Here is a 21,809-nt window from a genome sequence, read left to right on the forward strand (position 1 = left end):
ACTAAAATACTTTCATTTGTTAGACAATCGAAATTGATGTTTATTTAGAAAGAATTATATCATAGCAGTAAGTTGAACTGTTCTAGAAAAATGAAATAAGAATATTAATCTGTAAAACAGTGTTACCTAATGTCTCATATTACTCATAAATCTCTTAAGAGGGTAGCTCAAAGTGCTACGATTATCTTTATTGGAACAATTATTAATTTGTTTTTGGGGTTTTTAGGTAGAATTCTTCTTATAAGATTCACAACTCAAAATGAATATGGGCTTTACTCAATGGCCTTTACATTGATGAGTGTTCTTATCACAATATCTACTCTCGGTTTGTATGATGGAACTACTAGGTATATTGCAAAATTTAGAGCAGAAAATAAATCCGATAACATACAAGATACTGTTCTTTCATCAATGTTAATCGCATTAATTTCCAGTGTCTTGATTACTATACTAGCCTACACTGCTTCCGGCTACATAGCTATAAATATATACGATTTACCTGAACTTTCTCCAGTATTCAATATATTGCTAATTGCAATTCCTTTGTCGGTTTTGAGCAATATATTCATATCAATCTTCCGAGGGTTTGGTGAGTCTAAAATAAAGGTTTTTTTAAATGAAATTTTAAGACCCGTTACTTATCTCTTGTTTTTGATCCCTGCAGTCTTTTTACAATTCTCGTTTCATACTATGGTTTACGTCTACGTCATATCTATTTTAATAACGTTTCTTGCATTTTTGTTTTATTTTATCAGAAAACCTCCGCTTAAGCTGAACTGGAACAGGGTACGCATTAATCATATTACAAAAGAACTTTTAGTGTATTCTCTGCCACTTCTTGCAGTAAATATACTGCTTACAGTAATGTCATGGACCGATACTTTAATGCTCGGTTATTTCAGAACACCTGAAGTAGTTGGGATGTATAACGCTGCTTACACTATAGCTAATCTTCTTTCAGTCTTTATTAATTCTGTAGGCTATCTCTATGTTCCAATCATTTCTCAACTGTATAGTAAAAATCAAATTGAAGAACTCGGGGTTGTTAATGCAACTTCAACTAAATGGGCTTTCATGTTTACATTTCCAATGTTCGCTTTATTCTTTTTGTATCCCGATTTTATCCTGACGTTTTTTTATGATTCTCGCTATGTCGCGTCAAGTACTGTTTTCCAGATTTTAGTATTGGGATTTATTACAAACGCTTATTTTGGTCTTAACTATCATACTTTAATGTCTGCTGGGAAATCTTATTTCCTTATGAATTGCTCTTTAATCAGCTCCGTTTTAAACATAATATTAAATCTGATTTTGATTCCTCCATTTGGGATGGTTGGAGCAGCTATTGCATCAGCTTTATCTTTTGCCTCTATAGAAGTATACATGACTGTAAAATTGTATAAATTTTTGAAAATCCATCCCTTTACAAATGTCTATTTAAGGTTTACATTTGTGGCTATCTCAATTGTGTGTTTTTTTTATTTTGTTACGCACTTAATTCTCACAACATTTTGGACTTTGGTAATTTTGTATTCCTTGTTTTTGCTAATCTATGCTATTTCTGTGCTATATACAAAATCACTGGATAAAGATGATCTAAAACTAATGGCTGAAATTTGGGAAACCAGTGGGATCAGGTTTTCATTCCACAAATTTTTAAAACTATGGGGTGATAAAGGAGTTAACTAAATTCGCAGATTTTTTTTAAAACATTCCAAGAATTTGAATTTACTGTATTATCTATGACTTTCTCGATATTTTATATCTTCAACCAAATCCTCAATATTTTAAATTATTTATAACTTTATTGTTTACTAGGTGGGTATATGAGTTTCATCGAAAAAATAATCAATAGCGATGTTAAAAAATTTATAATTATTGTATTTTCTATACAATTTGCACTTGTAGGTTCAATTATATTGGACTTTCTGAACTTTCCGATTCCAATCTTAAGGCAAGTAATGGGTTTCATTTTTCTTACTTTTGTACCTGGGCTTATTATTTATAGAATCTTCAAGCTGCAAAAACTAAGTTTTTTTGAATCAGTTGCATGTATTATTGGTCTGAGTCTATTATTCGTAATGTTCTCAGGATTTTTTATAAACGAGTTTCACTCTTCTATTCTACCAAATCCAATTTCATCTATTTCTCTAACTTTAATTTTATGTGCTATAGTATCTATTTTATCTCTTCTATACTATATGAGTGATAAGGATAAAAATACGTCTGATGTGTTGCATTTAGGTAATACAGAAGATTCATTATCTTTATCTCTATTATTTTTATGTACGATTCCATTTTTCAGTATCTTTGGAAGTTATCTCATTAACTTTTTTCATACTAACGTCCTTATGATTTTATTTGTTATCTTGATTTGTGGGGTACCAATTCTAATCACATTTACAGATTTATTGCCAAAGCGTCTATATCCTTTTGCAATATTCATAATTTCAATTTCAATTTTATACCATAATTCATTGTCATCCACTTTTTTAGATGGATGGGATATTCACGATGAATATTATTTTTCGAACCTTGTTATGATGCACTCTTTATGGGACTTTACAATACCCTCAAACATTAACGCAATGTTAAGTATTGTAATGCTTGCCCCCATATATTCAGAGATATGCAATTTAGAGCTGACATACGTATTTAAAATAATATATCCCTTCCTCTTCTCGATAGTACCTGTTGGAATTTACCACATATCTCAAAAACAGGGAATTAATGACAAAATTTCTTTCCTGTCAGTATTTTATTTCATATCTATATACACATTTTATACAGAGATGCTGGCATTAGCAAGACAACAAATTGCAGAATTGTTTTTAGTTTTAATCTTCATAATTATGTTAAGTAATTTAGATCTGTTTAAAAAACGGGTTTTGCTAGTTTTATTTACATTCGGTTTAATCACGTCTCACTATGGTTTGTCTTATTTGACTATTTTATTCATGCCAGTAGGATATCTATTCATGATTTATGTTTTAAAAGCTAAGAGTGATACCTATACGATTAATTTTATGCTTATATTCTTTGTTTCTGCATCTATCTGGTATCTTTATCTATCTGGCGGATCCCTATTCGAAACAATAGTTAATATATTTAGTCACATTTACGCAACTATAATGATGGAATTTTTTGCAACAAAATCAGTTGAACTGGCTACCAGTAATTCTCCTTTTTTGAGTGGGCAAATTTTAAAGATACTATATCTGCTGTCTCAATTCTTTGTAATTATTGGATTCGTGCGAGTATTTGTTAAATCAAAATATTTTAGAATTTCCAGTGAATATTTTAGTTTCTCGTTCATTCTTCTACTTGTACTAATCACTTCATTTTTCACTTCTTTTACAGGTATGAATATCCACAGGTTGTATCATATTACATCAATTTTTTTAGCAGTTTTTTGCGTGATTGGTGGGATTACTTTTATTCATTTAATTTATAATGCTCTCAATAAAAAATGGTCTGAGGAATCTTTTAAGCACTCATTAAGAATCTTGTCTGTTTTTTTTGCAATGTTTATGATTTTTAATATCGGACTTGGTCAGGAAATAATACATGATAACCCTACTTCGGTTTCTATTAATCGAGAATGGATACAAAATTCAGATAATCTCGAATATCAGTACTTCCTCTACAAAATGCATTTTCCCATTCAAGATGTTTTCAGTATTAAATGGTTATCAAAAAATAGAAACTTACAGACAAAGATATACGCTGATTTGTCATCGACAGACCTATTATTTTCCAGTTATGGTATGATTCCTAACGAGACCAGATTATCCAATAACACGAAGGTAGAACAAGGTTCCTATATTTATTTAAGGTATCCTAACGTCCATTATGGTCTCATGTTTGGGCCAAAACAGGGGATGAAGTGGAACATTGTTGATAACCCCATACTACTTGATCAAAAAAATCTTATTTATTCAAACCAGGATAATTTTATATATAAATATTAAGGGCACAGGACTCAGTCCCAAAATCTAGTGATAAAAGTAAGTGTAACATCACTACACAAAATTATAATCCTATAATTATGTAATGATGTTACGGCAGAAGCAATGGTGACTATAAATCTTACACTTAATAACTTTTCTGAGCTCCATGCTCTCTTAGACGTTTTTGGTTGTTTTGGAAACGATTATGAATATACTACACGAGGAATTTTTCGTAGAAAAATTCCTCCCGTCTGTTCAATTTGTAATACTCCAATGGTTCATAATGGCTATAATCCCCATACCAAAGACGGTCTTGGGGAAATCAACATTGGTCGGTATAAATCCTAGATTCGGCAGGTTAACGTAATTAGAGATAGATATTTTCATATTTCTCTCCCATTAGACCCAGTATCTTCCAGTGAATCTCCTCCATATTCAATATTTCTGACTTCATTTGTCCTTTGTTCTGAGAAATAAGTTCTGTAATTCCCTGAAAATTGAAAAATATCCATCTCATTGTAGGTCTTTTTGTTGGTTTCCCTTTTTGATCTGGAATCGTTTCATTTTCTTCTTCTAATTTTGTCCTTAATTTCCATTCTGCAATTGAATAAATCATTAAGCAGAGAACCATTATCATAGTCATCGCTTCAATTCTCTTTTTGTTCTTGAGGTAAACTTTCGATATGCTAAAGGTGTTACTTTTCAAGAATCTGAATCCTTTTTCCACGTTATCCTGCCCTTTGTAATACTTCAGCATATCCTCAGGAGAAAGATTGATATCATTACTTGCAAGAATAAAAAGTCCCATTTTATCCATTTCATTTAAAACAAAAGCATCATTAACCTTTATGATTCCATTAATCCTGCAATAAGTCTTTAATTGCTCATCTTTTGAAGGTCTGCCTCTTTTCCCCAACTCACGTTTTTTAATGGATTTCACATCTACTTTTTCAAATGAGACAGAAGGGAAATCTTGAATCCATTTTTCTGCAGCTTTTAATGCATCCTCTTCGCAAAAAAAGTCCTCTCCTTTCAGTTTTTTAAAAGACTTCTCTGCTTTTTCAACCTCTTTTTCAAGCTTCGTCCTGAGAGTTTGCTCTTTCTTCTCTTTCATCTTGTGAGAAAGCAGCAAAACCCACTTTTGTTTGACTCCACCATATTCCACAAAGGTTTGATAAAATGAGTATCTTTCGTCGCTTTTTAGCGTTTTCAGGTTCAGATTTGCAGTTAGCAGTTCCTTTGCCTCGGTAATTGTTGCGGGAACACGACTGATCCAGAATGACTTTCCCATGTTCTTGATATTATTGTCTGTGTAAAAGGAACTATCAGCGACGTAGTAAACTTCGCTTTCAGGTCTTAAAACTGATTTGAGAGACTGGATCGCTTCCAGAATTGTGTTTTTGTCGGAAGAATTTCCTGAATGTGTGTTCATGAAAAGAGGTATCCCATGCTGATTAACAATCAAGCTAAGTACAAATTGTTTGAGGTCCCATCTTCCGTTTTTGGGAATTCCAAAAGTAATGTCAATAGACTCAGTTTCTTCGTCATCATAATCCCCATAAACGCTGACACTTGTAGTGTCAGCGTGTAAACAATGAACAGGAATAGGTAGATGAGTCATGATGTGAAGAGCAATTTCCGTAAACAGTTTTGTAGGGCCATATTTTACGATTCTGTCAAGAGTCTCTCCGATAACGTATTGATTCAGATCCTCTCTTGTTATACCGTCTCCGAAAAGCCTTTCCGTAGAAATGTTTTTAAAAAAATCAGGAAACAGGTACAGACGTTGCCCTACGAAACCAAGACCATTGAGCAACATGGCAAGGATGCAGACTGAGTGAGGGACAGTATGATCCCTTTCTTTGGGAAGTTTTTCATCGATCAGATTGTCAACCTCAAGTTCTCGGAACACTCCAACTATCAGACCAAGGTGACCTAAGAACCTTGTACGTTTTAGGGAGGATTCAACTCTTCTACTGCTGTCTTTTTCTGCCATGGGAAAACCAGGACAAAGATATAAAATTAATAATATTAAGATATTTGTTTACCTGCCGAATCTAGGATAAATGCTCAAACTGTGGTAGTACACACGAAGAAGATTATAGTTTTTGGGAAGATATGAAGACTTTACTTTTTGATACATTCAATGATTTTTTCCAGTTACTCAGATACCATAACGTTTCATATGATGGAATTTCTGATCTAATGGATTTCATATATCCAAGATCAAGAAGCACGATTTTTAGAGCATTCTACAAAGAAATGGAACAGGAAACTATTCCATATTCAGAAAATATACATATGGTGCATTATGACGAACAACATCCAAAAGAAGGAAGATGTCAGAAATACCGTTTAACTTTACTGGATGCAAAAGCTCAAAGAACGATAGCAGATGAACTTTTCAAAGATAAGAGTCCAGAAACCATCAAGAAATTTCTAAAGAAAAATCTTGATGCATCAGAGCCAGTGTTTATCGTTACGGATTTTGATAAGAGATACCCTGATATATTAAAGGAAATTTTTAGGGATAAGTTAGTCCATCAATATTGTTTGATGCATTTAAATAAGCTTATTGTTAATGATTTTCCAAAGAACACAACGATAGAACAGGAACTTTTGAAGTACAGGTTATTAAGTATATTTTATAATTGTCAACGGCGGTTAAGAATTCCCCATTTTCGGCGGATTAAAATTCCCCAATTCTCAATCCTTGAGAAAAGTTCGAGGATTGTGAATCATGCTGAAAAAGGAGGATTTATTCTTGATTCGAGATTTAAGTTCACAAAACTTGAGCATTAGTGAAATCGCCAGACAAACCGGTTTTGACAGGAAAACTGTGAGGAAATATCTCCAGCTGAAAACCTTACCTGAACCCCAGAAACGTCCCGGAAGAAAGAGCAAGCTTGATCCATATAAACCTTATATGCTCAAAAAGCTTGAAGAAGGCTCCTACACTACTGCTCGGCTCTATCGGGAAATCAAAGAAATGGGTTTTGATGGAGGAATGACCATCGTCAAGGACTTTGTAAGAGAAGTCCGACCTCAGCAGGGAGTCCCTGCTGTATTCCGCTATGAAACAAAACCAGGTGTACAGGCTCAGGTTGACTGGGCAGAGATGGGAACAGTTGAGGTTGATGGAAAGATAAAGAAACTCTTTTGCTTCAACATGATTCTTGGATATTCCAGGATGAAATATGTTGAATTTACACTGGGCATAGACACTTCCACTCTTATCCAGTGTCATCTGAACGCCTTTGAGTACTTTGGAGGATTTACACAGGAGATTCTCTATGATAACATGAAACAGGTTGTTATCAAAAGAGCCTTAAAATCATCAGATTCTGAATGGAACTCACAGTTTGAGGATTTCTTCAAATGCTTTGGTTTTATTCCACGGTTATGCAGGCCTTACAGGCCTCAGACAAAAGGTAAAATTGAAAATACGGTAGGCTATGTCAAGAGGGATTTCTTCCTTGGAAGACGATTTACCTCTCTCGAAGACCTGAACGCCCAAGTTCACAGGTGGTTGGAAAGGGTAAATTCAACTGTCCACGGAACAACCTATCAAATCCCCCTTGAACGTTTTAAGGAGGAGAAACTGATCCCTCTGGATCAGGTTCCTCCTTACAAAGTTGTCCATAAGGAGACCAGAAAGGTCTCCAGAGACTGTTATATTTCGTTCCTTGGAAATAAGTATTCTGTTCCTTACAGGTTTGCAGGAAGAACTGCAGAGCTTCAGATTTTTGAAGGAATATTCGAGGTCTATGTTGATTATGAGAAGGTTTGTGAACATGAAATTCTTTCAGGTAATTGTAGGGTTTCCAGAAAAAAGGAACATTTTCAGGGCCTCCTGAGTGAGATTCTTAAAGAGAATTCAAAATGCAAGAAAGAATTACAGATTCCGTTGAAGTTCTCAGGTCCTGAAGTTGAAAAGAGGTCTCTTGACATCTATGAAACATTCAGTGACGGTGATTTTGAATGAACAATTTCAGCTATGAGAGACTTCACAGTAACCTGCAATACCTCAAACTGAATACTATTGAAGAGGTTCTGGACAACTATCTTGAAATTGCTGCAAGAGATAGCAAGACAACAATGGAAGTACTTGATTATCTGTTTGAACAGGAAAAGAAGCACAGAGAAGCTGCTGCAATTGAGAGAAGGATGAAAAGTGCAGCATTTCCTGTGAAAAAGACGCTTGATGAATTCGATTTTGAGTTTCAGTCATCTATTGATAAAAAAGTCATAGAAGACCTTGCAACGTTGAGATTTGTTCATAACGTAGAAAACGTTGTTTTCCTTGGTCCTCCCGGAGTTGGAAAGTCTCATCTTGCAATCGCTCTTGGGATTGAAGTAGCAAAAGCAGGGATTTCGGTTTACTTTACCAATACAGGAAACCTTATCGAGAAGTTGAAAATAGCAAATCGAGAAGGAATGCTTGAAAAGAAACTCAAAGGCTTTATGAAATTTAAAGTTCTGATCATTGATGAAATGGGTTATCTCCCATTTGATGAGGAAGGAGCTCACTGTTTATTTCAGTTGATTTCCAGACGTTATGAAAAGAGTTCGACCATCTTTACGTCAAATAAATCATATGGAATGGGGAGAGATATTCAAAGACCAGGTAATAACGGCTGCTGTACTTGATAGAATTCTCCATCACTGTACTACAATTAACATCAGAGGAGAAAGTTACAGGCTGAAAGAAAGGAAGAAACATGGTATAAAATCAGGAAATATTTACCAGTAATTTCTAACAAGTTTATGAAAAATTGAGTAAAATTTATATCAAAAGATGGGGAAATTTAAACCGACCAATGTGGGGAAAATTAAACCGCTGTTGACAATAATAGAGAGAATGAGATTAAATTTCTGCAAAAACTTCAATCTGAAGAACTCAACGTAATTAATAACAAAGAAAAGCATCAAGAATGGATTAAAAAAGCAAAAAAGGAATTTTGCCAGTATAGACATAAATTAAAGCTTGAAATCAGAAGAAAAAAGGAAAATCTTCCACGTAATAGTCTTGAAAAAGCAAAATATAACTTTGATAAATTAATGGAAAATATAAGAACATATGATGAAAAGGTTCAAAAACGATTGTGGATGATCAATAAACACTGGTTAAATCTTACTTTGTTCCATTATCTTCCAGGAGCGCCAGCGACAAATAACCCTATCGAAAGCTATTATTCAAAAAGTCTAAAAACGGATAACAAGAAGAAGTTTAGAACTGACAAAGGAATTGAAAATCGGATTAAACTTACTCAGATGAGAAGATTAAATTTACTTAAGAAACCACAAAAGTCATTTATGGAATTGTTCAGATTATTTTCTCCATTTAAGCTTTAGTAATATCTATTTTTGAGAGAGTAGTTCAGAATGACATAGCGGAGCGTGTCGATTTTAGTCAATAGGTTCAGTGAAAAATTACAGAAGTAAAAGAATTCTTTGGCAGAAATGCCAAAAAAATTGTTTCTCAAGGGTTATATTACAGTTTATTTAGGAAGTTAGCAGAGAAATTGAAGTTTAAAGGATGGAAAAAAATGAGAAATCACTAAATTATGGAATTGTGTCGGGCACAGCATGAAAATATCCATTAAACTCAAAAAATTGCCTGCACAGAAAGATTATTCCTTCTGTGCAGCGTATTTTGATATCTTTTCCACATTTGAGTAATGAGGAAAATTTATTGTACTATTCTCATATTCAGTATCGGTCTCTGGCTTTCGATTTCCCAGTCATTGCTGTAGAATGCAATGTAGTTATTGCTTTCAGTTTTTGCTTTGATCAGGAATCCAGTGTTTTCGTATTCCCCACTTACATATTCTTTAACAAGATCAGTTATATCAAGTTCGTAATACCTGTTGTCTGGAAGTTCTTTTCCTTTTATGGTGAACTTAGCATATGGTGTGTTTCCCTGAGAAACACCTTCTTTGTCGTACCAGTCTCCTCCAGCATTCGTCCATTTCACGCCATTATCCCTGTTATTCCAGCTCACATAACTGGGATTCCAGGAAGCCGGCCTGTAAACTTCAATGACTGTATCTTCAGGCCTTGATTCTTCTGGATAGTACCAGTAAAGAGAGATAATTGCCTTACTGATTTCCTGGTCTGAATATTCGCTCAGGTTAAACCACATAACGTCTCTGTACCTTCCTACGTCGTCAGTGCCCCCTACATCAATGAAAGGTTTGTCCTGGAAAACCGTATCCGGGGAAGCTTCCCGCAGGCGGTTATCCTTGGCACCAGTAATTGCTACGTTTACTGGTTCTGCGGGTACTTGCTTTGTTATCTTAAGCTTTGGCTCCTGACTTTCGTTTCCGCAGTCACTGCTGTAGAATGCAATATAGTTATTGCTTTCACTGCGGGCTTTAATCAGGAATCCAGTGTTTTCGTATTCCCCACTTACATATTCTTTAACAAGATCAGTTATATCAAGTTCGTAATACCTGTTGTCTGGAAGTTCTTTTCCTTTTATGGTGAACTTAGCATATGGTGTGTTTCCCTGAGAAACACCTTCTTTGTCGTACCAGTCTCCTCCAGCATTCGTCCATTTCACGCCATTATCCCTGTTATTCCAGCTCACATAACTGGGATTCCAGGAAGCCGGCCTGTAAACTTCAATGACTGTATCTTCAGGCCTTGATTCTTCTGGATAGTACCAGTAAAGAGAGATAATTGCCTTACTGATTTTCTGGTCTGAATATTCGCTCAGGTTAAACCACATAACGTCTCTGTACCTTCCTACGTTGTCAGTGCCCCCTACATCAATGAAAGGTTTGTTCTGGATAACCGTATCTGGGGAAGCTTCCCGCAGGCGGTTATCATATATTTTTATGTCCTCATCCGGGTTGCTATCATTTTCGACTACTGTTATATTTGCAGTAGTGGAGTCTTTCAATTCTCCGTCACTCACTTCAAAAATTACTGTGTAGGATCCTTCCTGGCCTGAAATCGGGGTCCAGCTGAATATTCTGGAATTTCCATCAAATGTTGCTTCTTCCGGAATGTCTAAAACGGAGTATGTAAGGCTGTCTCCGTCTTCATCTGAAGCATTTACTTCAAAATTAAGAGTTTTTCCGATCTCAACTGTAGCAGATGGGATAGGATCCATTACAGGGGGATGGTTGATGTTTATCGGTGCGTCTCCTGAATTTGAAGCGTATTTTGTGTTCCCGTAAGCTCCTATATTGATCCTGTCTCCGTTATCTTCAGGTTCGTTTGAATAATCAGACAACGGGTGCCCTGCATCAATACAGGGGGAACTTACGTTATCAGTTGTCCATCCGGCATTACTCCATCTTCCGGCTTTTGATTTGAGGTGGTAATCACGATTTGAGATGTCGGCGTACAATGGATCAACATTTATGTCTGTAGTCGGGGCGACATTTACGTAATTTCCAGCAGCGCTATTGTATACACAGTTGTATTCCAGTATAAACGTGTGATTCGAAGGATCACAATCTTTCACTCCCCAGCCTGAACCTACATCTGCGACATTTCGAATAGTGTTTGAAATTATATTATTTCTAACAATAGTCACGAATCCATTATCTTTTGGGATTCCGTAGGCTGGATATAGTTCGTATGCAACACCGTACTTTCTGTTTCCATCTATTACATTATTTTCAATTATGGTGTTATTAAATCCCTGAACTACAATTCCACCTGCTTCATGAAGGGTAGACGATGTTCCTGTGTCATAAATTACGTTATGATGAATCCATACTCCCTTAGCTTTGTCTTTATCATATTTGCCGTAGCCTACTAACCAGATTGCCCATGCATGTGTATGATAAATTAAGTTATTGTAAATTTCTATATCGTCCATTAAACGATCAGTCATTTTTTTATCCAGCTCTATTCCAGCATATCCTTTATAATTTGATGTTATCGTGTTATTGTAAATCTTGATATGCATCGTTTCTGTTAATCGAATGGCTGCGTCTGCCTTTATAGTGATATTGTTGTTATATATGGACGCGTTTGACGAATGTTTTAACCATACGGCATCATGTCCAATTTCAAATATAGTGTTGTTGTACACATTGATATTTGTCGGAACAGTTTCATATTCTCTTGAATAATCATGGAATACTTTAATTCCGTCCCCCAGTCCGTCGTGGAGATACATGTCATGGACAGTTACATTATAACTTTTTTTCAGGTTGATCATGTTATAGAAACTGTTTCCAATTTTTTCATACTGGTTTTTGCAGTTTCCATCTATCTCAAATCCGCGTATGGTTATATTCTTTTCAAGATCCTGTTTTGCTTCAATAAATCCTTTATATTCTATATTCCAGTTTGCGTAATCAATCAGTTTTATTACAGCATCTGAATCTCCTTCCAATATTGTGTTGCTTCCAATATATAGCGTATCGTTTATCCAATACGTATTTGAACCGTTGAGATGGACGGTTGTAAAATCAGAGTTTTTGTTTACAAATGAAAGTGCTTCATTTATTTCGATATGATCATTTTTTCCATCGCAGTTGTAGTCACCACTACCGTCTGTGTCGATGTATACAATTGGCGCTGTAGGCGAAGCGCATAGTACTATTTGAATATTTATTAATAGAGTTAATGCTACTAGAAATAGCATCAGTAACTTTCTTTCCATAGTGTTCACTACCTTTCACTCCATCGTGATTTTTTTAGTGGACTTTGAGTGTTTTTTGCCCCCTCGTATAGTCCACATTCTCATTTAAAAAATATATTTTGTGTTTTAAATACAACTCTTTTTTTATTTCATATTTTTTTAATAGTTTTGATGGTTTACTTTATATATTTTGTGCTTAAGTTTCGGGACTTTTCCATTTTTACGGCTCTGTTTCATTTTTCTGTTTTTTAAGTAGTATTACATTTCAGAGGTTTCAATGAAATTTGAACAGCTTTTTTGTCTTTATTGTCCTTTGCCCCAGTAGGGGTGAAAATTTTCTAATTTCCAATATAATGTATGAAACTATCCAAATAAATATTTAAACAATCTAAAAAATACCCAAATATGTTGTTTTTTTTTATTACTTTTTAATTTTATAGATTACATATGATTAATTTATGAATCTGGATAATTATTATTCTTACACGATTATCCATCTTAATAAATACTCAATTTTTATCGTAATTTTGGGGGTCAAAAAAAAGATATTATAAATGCAGAAGACTTTGTGTATGTTGATGGATGGTACAATTTTCATATAAACTGTTCCTTATATATCATAAAGTTTAATGTGGAACACTCATTTTTCCAGGAATGAAATGCAATTTTTAAGAAATTTTTCAATATACTAAGCTATCTTATATAAAATTTTAATCCAAAAAACAATAATACTTAAAATAATATTTTATCCTAGATTCGGCAGGTTAACGTAATTAGAGATAGATATTTTCATATTTCTCTCCCATTAGACCCAGTATCTTCCAGTGAATCTCCTCCATATTCAATATTTCTGACTTCATTTGTCCTTCGTTCTGATAAATAAGTTCTGTAATTCCCTGAAAATTGAAAAATATCCATCTCATTGTAGGTCTTTTTGTTTGTTTCCCTTTTTGATCTGGAATCGTTTCATTTTCTTCTTCTAATTTTGTCCTTAATTTCCATTCTGCAATTGAATAAATCATCAAGCAGAGAACCATTATCATAGTCAGCGCTTCAATTCTCTTTTTGTTCTTGAGGTAAACCTTCGATATGCTAAAGGTGTTACTTTTCAAGAATCTGAATCCTTTTTCCACGTTATCCTGACCTTTGTAATACTTCAGCATATCCTCAGGAGAAAGATTGATATCATTACTTGCAAGAATAAAAAGTCCCATTTTATCCATTTCATTTAAAACAAAAGCATCATTAACCTTTATGATTCCATTAATCCTGTAATAAGTCTTTAATTGCTCATCTTTTGAAGGTCTGCCTCTTTTCCCCAACTCACGTTTTTTAATGGATTTCACATCTACTTTTTCAAATGAGACAGAAGGGAAATCTTGAATCCATTTTTCTGCAGCTTTTAATGCATCCTCTTCGCAAAAAAAGTCCTCTCCTTTCAGTTCTTTAAAAGACTTCTCTGCTTTTTCAACCTCTTTTTCAAGCTTCGTCCTGAGAGTTTGCTCTTTCTTCTCTTTCATCTTGTGAGAAAGCAGCAAAACCCACTTTTGTTTGATTCCACCATATTCCACAAAGGTTTGATAAAATGAGTATCTTTCGTCGCTTTTTAGCGTTTTCAGGTTCAGATTTGCAGTTAGCAGTTCCTTTGCCTCGGTAATTGTTGCAGGAACACGACTGATCCAGAATGACTTTCCCATGTTCTTGATATTATTGTCTGTGTAAAAGGAACTATCAGCGACGTAGTAAACTTCGCTTTCAGGTCTTAAAACTGATTTGAGAGACTGGATCGCTTCCAGAATTGTGTTTTTGTCGGAAGAATTTCCTGAATGTGTGTTCATGAAAAGAGGTATCCCATGCTGATTAACAATCAAACTAAGTACAAATTGTTTGAGGTCCCATCTTCCGTTTTTGGGAATTCCAAAAGTAATGTCAATAGACTCAGTTTCTTCGTCATCATAATCCCCATAAACGCTGACACTTGTAGTGTCAGCGTGTAAACAATGAACAGGAATAGGGAGACGAGTCATAATGTGAAGAGCAATTTCCGTAAACAGTTTTGTAGGGCCATATTTTACGATTCTGTCAAGAGTCTCTCCGATAACGTATTGATTCAGATCCTCTCTTGTTATACCGTCTCCGAAAAGCCTTTCCGTAGAAATGTTTTTAAAAAAATCAGGAAACAGGTATAGACGTTGCCCTACGAAACCAAGACCATTGAGCAACATGGCAAGGATGCAGACTGAGTGAGGGACAGTATGATCCCTTTCTTTGGGAAGTTTTTCATCGATCAGTTTGTCAACCTCAAGTTCTCGGAAAACTCCAGCCATAAGACCAAGGTGACCTAAGAACCTTGTACGTTTTAGGGAGGATTCAACTCTTCTACTGCTGTTTTTTTCTGCCATGGGAAGACCAGGAAAGAGATATAAAAGTAATAATATTAAGATATTTGTTTACCTGCCGAATCTAGGTTTTATAATGAAATACTTGTATATTTCAAAGAACTAATACGCAAATAGAAGGAGTTCAGATTTGTGAGATAGTTCAGATCCGTGAAATCAATCTAGAAGATGCAAGTGAAGAAGGCATATTCTCTGTAGAATTTCAAGGATTATACAGAGATTTGTTCAAAAGTACTATTTTTTAGCTGAGAACTTTCAGTGGGATTGACAAAAATCTGAGATTAAAAAAAGGATTTAGATGCCTTTTCTGAATGACGAAATCAAGGGGAGAGCTTCTGATAGGAGGTTTAAGTTCATTCCCTTGAGCATATAAGTGAAATGTTAGGAACACTTATTTTAGAGGGCCTTTGCTCAATTAGGTGAAGAATTGTAAGCAATCAATTTTTTATAAACATTTATCTGGGTTTCTGTCAACTTTTTCCAGTCGTATCTGGCTTCAACCAGTTTTCTTGCATTCATACCGATTCGACTTGAAAGTTCTTCATCTTCCAACAAGGATATAATTAAACTCGCAAATTTGGGCCACTCATCCGCTATTAAAATATCTTTGTTGTCGCTAATTTCCAAACCTTCAGCACCAATTGTAGTTGAGACCACAGGTTTACTCATAGCCATATATTCGAGTATCTTCAAACGAGTCCCTGAACCGCTCATTAGCGGTGCAATACAAACATCTGAGTTTGAGATGTATGGCCTCACATCCTCTACAAATCCAATAATCTCTACTGAATTATCTGTTTTTGAGTAGTCATTAAGCCAGTTTGGGCAGTTTTTACCCATAATATAGAGTTTTATACTCTGGAATTTCTTTTTTATTAATGGATGTACATGTTCCAAGTAATTTTTAATCCCGAATTCGTTTGGAGGATATGTTAAATTCCCCATGAATAATAAATTTGGATGGACTAATTTCATGTCATTTTCAATTATTTCAATTTTATAAAAATCACAATTTACTCCATTCGGAACTACATTGATTTTATCTTTTGAAATTCCGTAAGATATATATATATCTCTGTCTACTTCTGAAACTACAAAAATATGGTCAAATTCGTTAAGAATATTTAACTCATATGCCTTGAATCCAGAAACAACTCGCTTATGTGCAAATCTCATCAATAAGCTTTTTTGATGATTGATTTGTCTTATAAAATTCAGATGGTCAACGTTATGAAGAGTTATGACCTTAGCTCCTTCAAAGTGGGAATTTGATGCAGCCTGTATTACAGGCGCTGCTTCTATGGTGTGTTGGGCGTGAATAATATCGAAATTGCTTTTTTTTAGTACAGATTCAATGGTTTTTATATTAATTGGTGAATTGTATCTGTAAAATGGGGGATACATCCCATCTAAAAGAACGGTTTTTATTTTTTTTAATGCTGATAAATCCGGGATTTCTCTTGTGTATATTTTTCCATTTAACTCTTTTTCAAGTTGAGTTATGTTATACATCGAATTATCAAATTTATTATCATTATAATAATTGCAAATTATCTGTGACTCGATTTTTTTCTCAGAAAGTTTTTTTATAATATTGTAATCTCTAACAGGGGCACCACTTATAGTAAAAGGGATATATGGCATTACATGTAGAACTCTCACGGGTTTCAAACTCCCACTTTTTTATATACCTTCAGAATTTCTCCAACAACGGTATCCCATTTGAAATTCTTAGCGTATTTTTTTATCTGTTCATTGTCCCATTCTTTATCTAAAGCTACCAGTATTTTTGCTGCTAATTCCTTTGAGTTCGCTGGTTCAACCAGATAACCATAATTTTCAGAAATCAAAACTTCTTCACTTCCCCCATTGTATGTTGCAACTACAGGTTTACCACAGCTCATTGCTTCTATCTGAACTATCCCAAAGCTTTCAAGCAGGCTCGGTAAGACAAAAACATCGCAGGCATTCATCCATAATGGAATTTCAGTATGTGGCCTGCTCCCTACAAGCTTTATGCAATCCTCCAGCCCTGCAGATCTAACCTGCTTTTTTAACTTCTTCTCTAATTTTCCTCCTCCAACTATGAAGCACATTATATCTTTTCTCTTTGATGTGATTTTGCTCATAGCTTCAATAAGGTACCTGTGTCCTTTTACTTCCCCGTACAGGCTCCCAACATTTAATATTACTTTCTTATCTGGGGGTAATCCAAGTTTTTTTCGGCAACTTTGTGAATCTAGAGCATGAAAATATTTTTGGCTATAACCATTTGGGACATAATACACTTTATTCAGGGGGACTCCAACATTCTGGAAAAGTGATATATCACCTTTCCTAACACGAATTATTGCGTCACATAAGTTCCATGCTCGAATAAATTGAGATTCTTTCTTTTCTACGGCATGGGTGAATGTCCGAGAAGTATGTTCTGTAATAACTACCGGGACATCATATTTTTCCTTTAATTTTATAGCGACCGTTCCAGCTCTCCATGTAAAATGAGCATGAATTAAATCAAAGTGCAAATTTTTATCTTCAATTAATTTTTTAATGGTTTTTTCTTCAAAATGTATCCACAGATCTCGCCCGTATTTGAAAAATAGCGGGCAATTTAAGTATTTTGGAAAATATACGTGAACGTTGTCAAATTCATAATTCTCATGCCGTGTATGTCTTAAAAGTTCCATTCCAAAAGCAACTGGAGATACTACATATATGTTCTCAAAATGTTCTTTGAGAACCGTAACCTGTTCTTTTACGAAGATTTCTCTCACATACTTATTATCAGCATTTGGAAAATCATTGGATATTATGAGTAAATTTTTTGATGTCATATTTATAACTCACTCAATATAAATTTGTATTTTCCAGCTTTGGTCCTTTCGATTTCGTCTACATAGAGGAATTCTATTTCCCATTGCTCAGATTTACTTTTAATTATCTTTCTAATAATATCCAGTTGATTCTCATCAAAATTCTCTTCTAAAACCATTTTTATGGTTATTAAATTCAACTTTTTTTGTATTATCTGGAATTCTTTGACTCCATCAATTTCCCAGAAAATGCGTGAAAATAAACCCCCGTAAATAAATTTTCCTTCCGGGGTTTGCAAAATTTCCTGTTGTCTTCCCATGACTTCCTTTAATAATCTGGAACCACGGCCGCATCCACAATCATCACTTACAATATGCCCCATATCGCCGGTATCATATCTGATAAAGGGCATTGCATAGTTATGAAGACTTGTTGCAATTATTCTTCCAGATCCGTTTTCTAATTGAAAACCCTCATCATCCACAATTTCCAGGATGCTCCGCTCAGTGTCAATGTGAAGGCCATTATGCTCTTGGCACTCATAAGCCCCCAAACCGCCATCATTCAATCCATATCCATCAAATACATCACATCTGAATACGTTTTCAATGTTTTTCCGCATATGGGGAATTAATTTTTCTGCAGCGGTGAAAACTGCCTGAGGAGTAATAATATCAATTTCATTATTATCAAGATATTTTGAGAAAAAATTTAACGAAGAAGCATAGCCTCTTATGAATTGGGGTTTGAAGGAGTTAATTGTTTTTATATATTGCTGCATATCTTCATTACTCATGTCATAAGAAGACAGTTTCCGAAGATTTCTTGTGATTCCATGAGCTTTCTGGACAATAAAGGAGCTGGAGCCAACGTCCAGGGAGGAACCTGCCAAAAATACCATCTTATCTCCTAATTCATATCCCGCATATCCCCACCCGCGATAGAGAGAGGCACCATTGAAAAATCTATCATATTTTAAAAGTCTGAAATGAAGGGGGTTGCCCGTTGACCCTCCTGTTGAATTTATGTAGTATTTCATCGAGTTCAGGTTAAGTGGTTTGAAATCTTCAAAGTTCTCTTTGATTATTGCTTTATTCAGGATGGGAAGCTTTTCAAGATCTTCGAGTGTCCTGATCTCGCCGGGATCCAGCTTGAGTTTATTAAATAATTTATGGTAGTAGGGCACATTTTTATAAGAAAAGTTGAGCAGATGCTTCAGTTGTTTTTCCTGAGCTTTTTTCTGTTCAGAGTAAGGTTTCCACTGAGTGGCTACTAAATTTTTATATGTTGGATAAAATCCCCGCTCTCCTAATTGATGGGCGAATATGAATAAAGATTTATGAAACATGTTTTCTTCCATAAGCAGTTAGCTTGATGAATCAATTATCTATTTTCCGTATTTTTCTACAGTCTCCGTCATAAATTTCGTCACGTCTATTTTTTCTACGAGTAATTTTTCTCTTTTTTGTCTACCTTCTTTTTTTAGAAGCGGATTATTCAATAGTTGCAGTGCCGTTGCTAAAGAGTCTTTGCCCATCGAGCCTTCATTATAAAAGTTGTATACTAATCCATATCTCTTTTCTTCTTCGTCTGTATATCCTCTACCTGCATAATCACAGAATATTGCATGTGTGCCCAGAACTGCACATTCTGAAGCCATTGTTGCACTGTCTCCGTACAGTAATGTTGCATAATATAACAGATCGTGCATCTTTTCCGGTGAAACATTTATCCGATATTTCTCAAACTCTTTCTGAAGAGGTTTTTCTGAACTTATAAGGACACGTCCATATTTTTCAAATTCTCTTACGGCATTTCTTTTATCCTCTAAAGTTAAACCGGCATGTCCAACATCGTGAATTGCGCCCCAGGAGACAAATCGCAAAATAATAAAAGTATCGTTTTCTTTGATCCCAAGTTCTTTTATAACTTCTGGATTGGGTGTGAAATAATCAGGATGGAGATAGGCAAGTTCATGATTTCCACTATACCGTATTTGCTTCTCACCCAGATCAGTCCTGTAACTTGATGGCGTACAGATAACAGTTGCAAAAGGATCCATCAAAAAATGTTCAACTTTTGAATGTTCGGTGTCATCAAATATAATAGAAGTTTTTCCAATCAATTTCCCAAGATGTGAAAGATATACATTCCCAACGCCGCCAACCAGGATATCGGGTTTAAATGATTTAGCAATCCTGTACAATATATATTCTATTTTTATCATTTCAGTTGCTTTAGTAAAGGATGTGAATTTTGCATTCCCTACTACATCGTATTCAAATCCATAAGCATCCAGCAAATTCAATGAAACTTCCTTATCAACAGCTGTAATTTTACAAATATGCCCTTTTTCTTTCAGATTCCAGAGTAAATTCTTAAACAAATGGACCTGAGCAGGATGACCTATATTGAAGAGTATTCTCATTTCCTCACCACTACGATTTTTTTCTCTAATTTAAATGCCTGGTTTGAATGCCTGGTTTAAATGCATGACTCCGCATTTTGACCATGTTTCTTTACAATGAAGACTAAAGAGCAGGGCAGTTTTGTTAATTTTGATATCAAAATGTGTATTTTTGTTGAAAATTTGTTAAATACCAAAGAATGAAACATTTTTATAATAAACTGCCTGTCATAAAAATACACCTCTTCAACTATACAGTCAAGATCTTCAAAAAATAGCTTTAACTCTTCTATCTTATGATTTCTCCAGCGCGTTTTTCTGATATCTCCTGTCAGGTTGGAGCTGTGCACAAAAACCAGTTTACCTCCGTTGTCAAGTAGCAGTAGGTATTTTTCCATCAGTTCGCTGTCTTGTTTAATGCCAAATAGTGCAAATCCGGAAAGAAATATAATCCCGAATTTATCAGTAAAATATTTTTCAGGATACCTGCCGTCAGCAACCAGAAACTCGACTTTTGAGTTCAATTCTTTTTTTCTCTCATTTGCTTTTTTAATCAGGGCTTTATCATAATCAAAAGCAGTTACTTCTGCTCCACAAGCTTCAAACAAAAAAGAGTAATGTCCGTTTCCACACCCAACGTCAAGAACCTTAGTATTTTTATTTTCAGAAAATTTCAAAATCTGCTTTATGAAGTATCTGTCTTCCGGATAGTATCTGAATCCCCTGCTTAAGACCAGTTTGTGAATAATTCCGTCAATGAATTTCACGGTCTCACAGCCATCAAAATCTTTTTTCCCGAATTAAGTATAAAATCATATATCCAGAACAAACTCCAATTGACTATATTTGACTTCCAGCGGTCCGGATGTGCGGAGATATAGAAATTGCTGATCTCACATTTCTCGATTAATTCGATAAGGTCATCCGTTTTTTCGGCAAAAATCCGTTCCTTTTTACCTGGAATGAAGTCTCTGAGATTATTTTTTGAATTCCAGCTCCTCCCAGTATCTGTAAAATAGTTGAGGTCCTCTCCTGTAGATAAATAAGCTTCTCCAAGAATCCCGAAATCTTCTAAATTGTAGAATTTCCATAGTTCCCGGTTGTCATACTTTGACAGTACCGCTCCGTGCATACAGATAGTTTTGAGGTTGCAAATTTTTCGGAACTTCTGCACATCGCTTTCAAATAATTTTATGGCTTTTTCATGGTCTCCTTTTGCAGTGCTCAGTACCTCATAGTGATATCCTACCTCATGTCCCATTTTCTCAATTTTCTGTATGATTTCGGGAACAAATGCTTTCTTATGGGTTCTGAAATAGTAAGTAGCCTTTATGCCGTACTCTTTTTCTATATTTGCTGTTTCGAGCGCATTCCTTGCCAGTTTATCAACATCGTGACGAATTAATACAAATTTCTCAGGAAGATTGTCGCCTGCTATCACGTATTCGTGCATGGTGAGGAATGTGTACCTATCAGATATGGCAGAACAAAGCTGACGATATTTATCATGTGTAAAATCCAGATTATGAAAGTTTAGCATTCAAATTCACCATTCCCAATTATCTGGCTCTCCGATCCAATTGTCCTATCGATAAGCAGCGGGCGCAATTTTTATTTGACATTATAAT

The 21,809-nt window shown here is 34.9% G+C and carries 12 protein-coding genes and 4 pseudogenes; 7 read left to right on the forward strand and 9 right to left on the reverse strand.

The annotated features are described in order from the left end of the window. The first annotated feature begins 129 nt into the window (after positions 1-129). From MA_RS05485 to MA_RS26575, 3 genes and pseudogenes are all read left to right on the forward strand, one after another. Positions 130-1,689 (forward strand): flippase, encoded by a 1,560-nt coding sequence (locus MA_RS05485; RefSeq protein ID WP_011021083.1) that lies wholly within the window; start codon positions 130-132, stop codon positions 1,687-1,689. A gap of 137 nt (positions 1,690-1,826) precedes the next feature. Continuing rightward, complete coding sequence (locus tag MA_RS05490; protein WP_011021084.1) at positions 1,827-3,971, forward strand: DUF2206 domain-containing protein; 2,145 nt, start codon at positions 1,827-1,829, stop codon at positions 3,969-3,971. 102 nt (positions 3,972-4,073) lie between these two features. Further along, positions 4,074-4,292, forward strand: a pseudogene (locus MA_RS26575) (ISNCY family transposase); the annotation flags it as partial. A gap of 25 nt (positions 4,293-4,317) precedes the next feature. Here the strand turns inward: MA_RS26575 and MA_RS05495 are convergent. Further along, positions 4,318-5,946, reverse strand: a complete 1,629-nt coding sequence (locus MA_RS05495; RefSeq protein WP_011021085.1) for an IS1634 family transposase — start codon at positions 5,944-5,946, stop codon at positions 4,318-4,320. Between the two features lie 68 nt (positions 5,947-6,014). Between MA_RS05495 and MA_RS05500 the strand changes: the two are divergent. The 4 genes and pseudogenes from MA_RS05500 to MA_RS05515 all read left to right on the forward strand — a co-directional run. Then, positions 6,015-6,612 (forward strand): annotated as a pseudogene (locus tag MA_RS05500) (ISNCY-like element ISMac19 family transposase); the annotation flags it as partial. A 78-nt stretch (positions 6,613-6,690) separates the two neighbouring features. Then, the gene (gene istA / locus MA_RS05505; protein ID WP_011021087.1) at positions 6,691-7,935 is read left to right on the forward strand and encodes an IS21-like element ISMac9 family transposase; all 1,245 of its coding nucleotides are present in this window, start codon (positions 6,691-6,693) and stop codon (positions 7,933-7,935) included. After that, positions 7,932-8,703, forward strand: a pseudogene (gene istB / locus MA_RS05510) (IS21-like element ISMac9 family helper ATPase IstB). Before istA ends, istB begins: the two are co-directional and overlap by 4 nt. A 98-nt stretch (positions 8,704-8,801) precedes the next feature. Further along, positions 8,802-9,305: pseudogene (locus MA_RS05515) on the forward strand (ISNCY family transposase); the annotation flags it as partial. 337 nt (positions 9,306-9,642) lie between these two features. Here MA_RS05515 and MA_RS05520 read toward each other — a convergent pair. From MA_RS05520 to MA_RS05555, 8 genes are all read right to left on the reverse strand, one after another. Then, positions 9,643-12,579 (reverse strand): disaggregatase related repeat-containing protein, encoded by a 2,937-nt coding sequence (locus MA_RS05520; RefSeq protein ID WP_048065037.1) that lies wholly within the window; start codon positions 12,577-12,579, stop codon positions 9,643-9,645. A gap of 752 nt (positions 12,580-13,331) precedes the next feature. Beyond that, positions 13,332-14,960 (reverse strand): IS1634-like element ISMac5 family transposase, encoded by a 1,629-nt coding sequence (locus MA_RS05525; RefSeq protein WP_011021089.1) that lies wholly within the window; start codon positions 14,958-14,960, stop codon positions 13,332-13,334. Between the two features lie 408 nt (positions 14,961-15,368). Then, complete coding sequence (locus MA_RS05530) at positions 15,369-16,619, reverse strand: glycosyltransferase family 4 protein (RefSeq protein ID WP_157860104.1); 1,251 nt, start codon at positions 16,617-16,619, stop codon at positions 15,369-15,371. 5 nt (positions 16,620-16,624) lie between these two features. Then, on the reverse strand, positions 16,625-17,794 hold the full coding sequence (locus MA_RS05535) for a glycosyltransferase family 4 protein (protein ID WP_011021091.1): 1,170 nt from the start codon (positions 17,792-17,794) through the stop codon (positions 16,625-16,627). A gap of 2 nt (positions 17,795-17,796) precedes the next feature. Continuing rightward, positions 17,797-19,134: a phenylacetate--CoA ligase family protein gene (locus MA_RS05540; RefSeq protein WP_011021092.1), complete on the reverse strand. Its 1,338-nt coding sequence runs from the start codon at positions 19,132-19,134 to the stop codon at positions 17,797-17,799. A 27-nt stretch (positions 19,135-19,161) separates the two neighbouring features. Then, positions 19,162-20,202: a DUF354 domain-containing protein gene (locus MA_RS05545; protein ID WP_011021093.1), complete on the reverse strand. Its 1,041-nt coding sequence runs from the start codon at positions 20,200-20,202 to the stop codon at positions 19,162-19,164. Positions 20,203-20,258: 56 nt separating this feature from the next. Continuing rightward, on the reverse strand, positions 20,259-20,948 hold the full coding sequence (locus tag MA_RS05550) for a class I SAM-dependent methyltransferase (protein WP_011021094.1): 690 nt from the start codon (positions 20,946-20,948) through the stop codon (positions 20,259-20,261). Continuing rightward, positions 20,945-21,721 (reverse strand): hypothetical protein, encoded by a 777-nt coding sequence (locus tag MA_RS05555; protein ID WP_011021095.1) that lies wholly within the window; start codon positions 21,719-21,721, stop codon positions 20,945-20,947. The genes MA_RS05550 and MA_RS05555 overlap by 4 nt, the downstream gene beginning before the upstream one ends. Between the last annotated feature and the right edge of the window lie 88 nt (positions 21,722-21,809).

The sequence above is a fragment of the Methanosarcina acetivorans C2A genome (assembly GCF_000007345.1).
In the GTDB taxonomy this organism is placed as follows: domain Archaea; phylum Halobacteriota; class Methanosarcinia; order Methanosarcinales; family Methanosarcinaceae; genus Methanosarcina; species Methanosarcina acetivorans.

Bases quoted from the DNA above. Each gene is read 5' to 3' on its own strand.
- MA_RS05495 (WP_011021085.1), bottom strand. From the start codon at position 5,946: ATGGCAGAAAAAGACAGCAGTAGAAGAGTTGAATCCTCCCTAAAACGT.
- MA_RS05485 (WP_011021083.1), top strand. From the start codon at position 130: ATGTCTCATATTACTCATAAATCTCTTAAGAGGGTAGCTCAAAGTGCT.
- MA_RS05540 (WP_011021092.1), bottom strand. From the start codon at position 19,134: ATGGAAGAAAACATGTTTCATAAATCTTTATTCATATTCGCCCATCAA.
- istA (WP_011021087.1), top strand. From the start codon at position 6,691: ATGCTGAAAAAGGAGGATTTATTCTTGATTCGAGATTTAAGTTCACAA.
- MA_RS05525 (WP_011021089.1), bottom strand. From the start codon at position 14,960: ATGGCAGAAAAAAACAGCAGTAGAAGAGTTGAATCCTCCCTAAAACGT.
- MA_RS05490 (WP_011021084.1), top strand. From the start codon at position 1,827: ATGAGTTTCATCGAAAAAATAATCAATAGCGATGTTAAAAAATTTATA.
- MA_RS05545 (WP_011021093.1), bottom strand. From the start codon at position 20,202: ATGAGAATACTCTTCAATATAGGTCATCCTGCTCAGGTCCATTTGTTT.
- MA_RS05520 (WP_048065037.1), bottom strand. From the start codon at position 12,579: ATGGAAAGAAAGTTACTGATGCTATTTCTAGTAGCATTAACTCTATTA.
- MA_RS05555 (WP_011021095.1), bottom strand. From the start codon at position 21,721: ATGCTAAACTTTCATAATCTGGATTTTACACATGATAAATATCGTCAG.
- MA_RS05535 (WP_011021091.1), bottom strand. From the start codon at position 17,794: ATGACATCAAAAAATTTACTCATAATATCCAATGATTTTCCAAATGCT.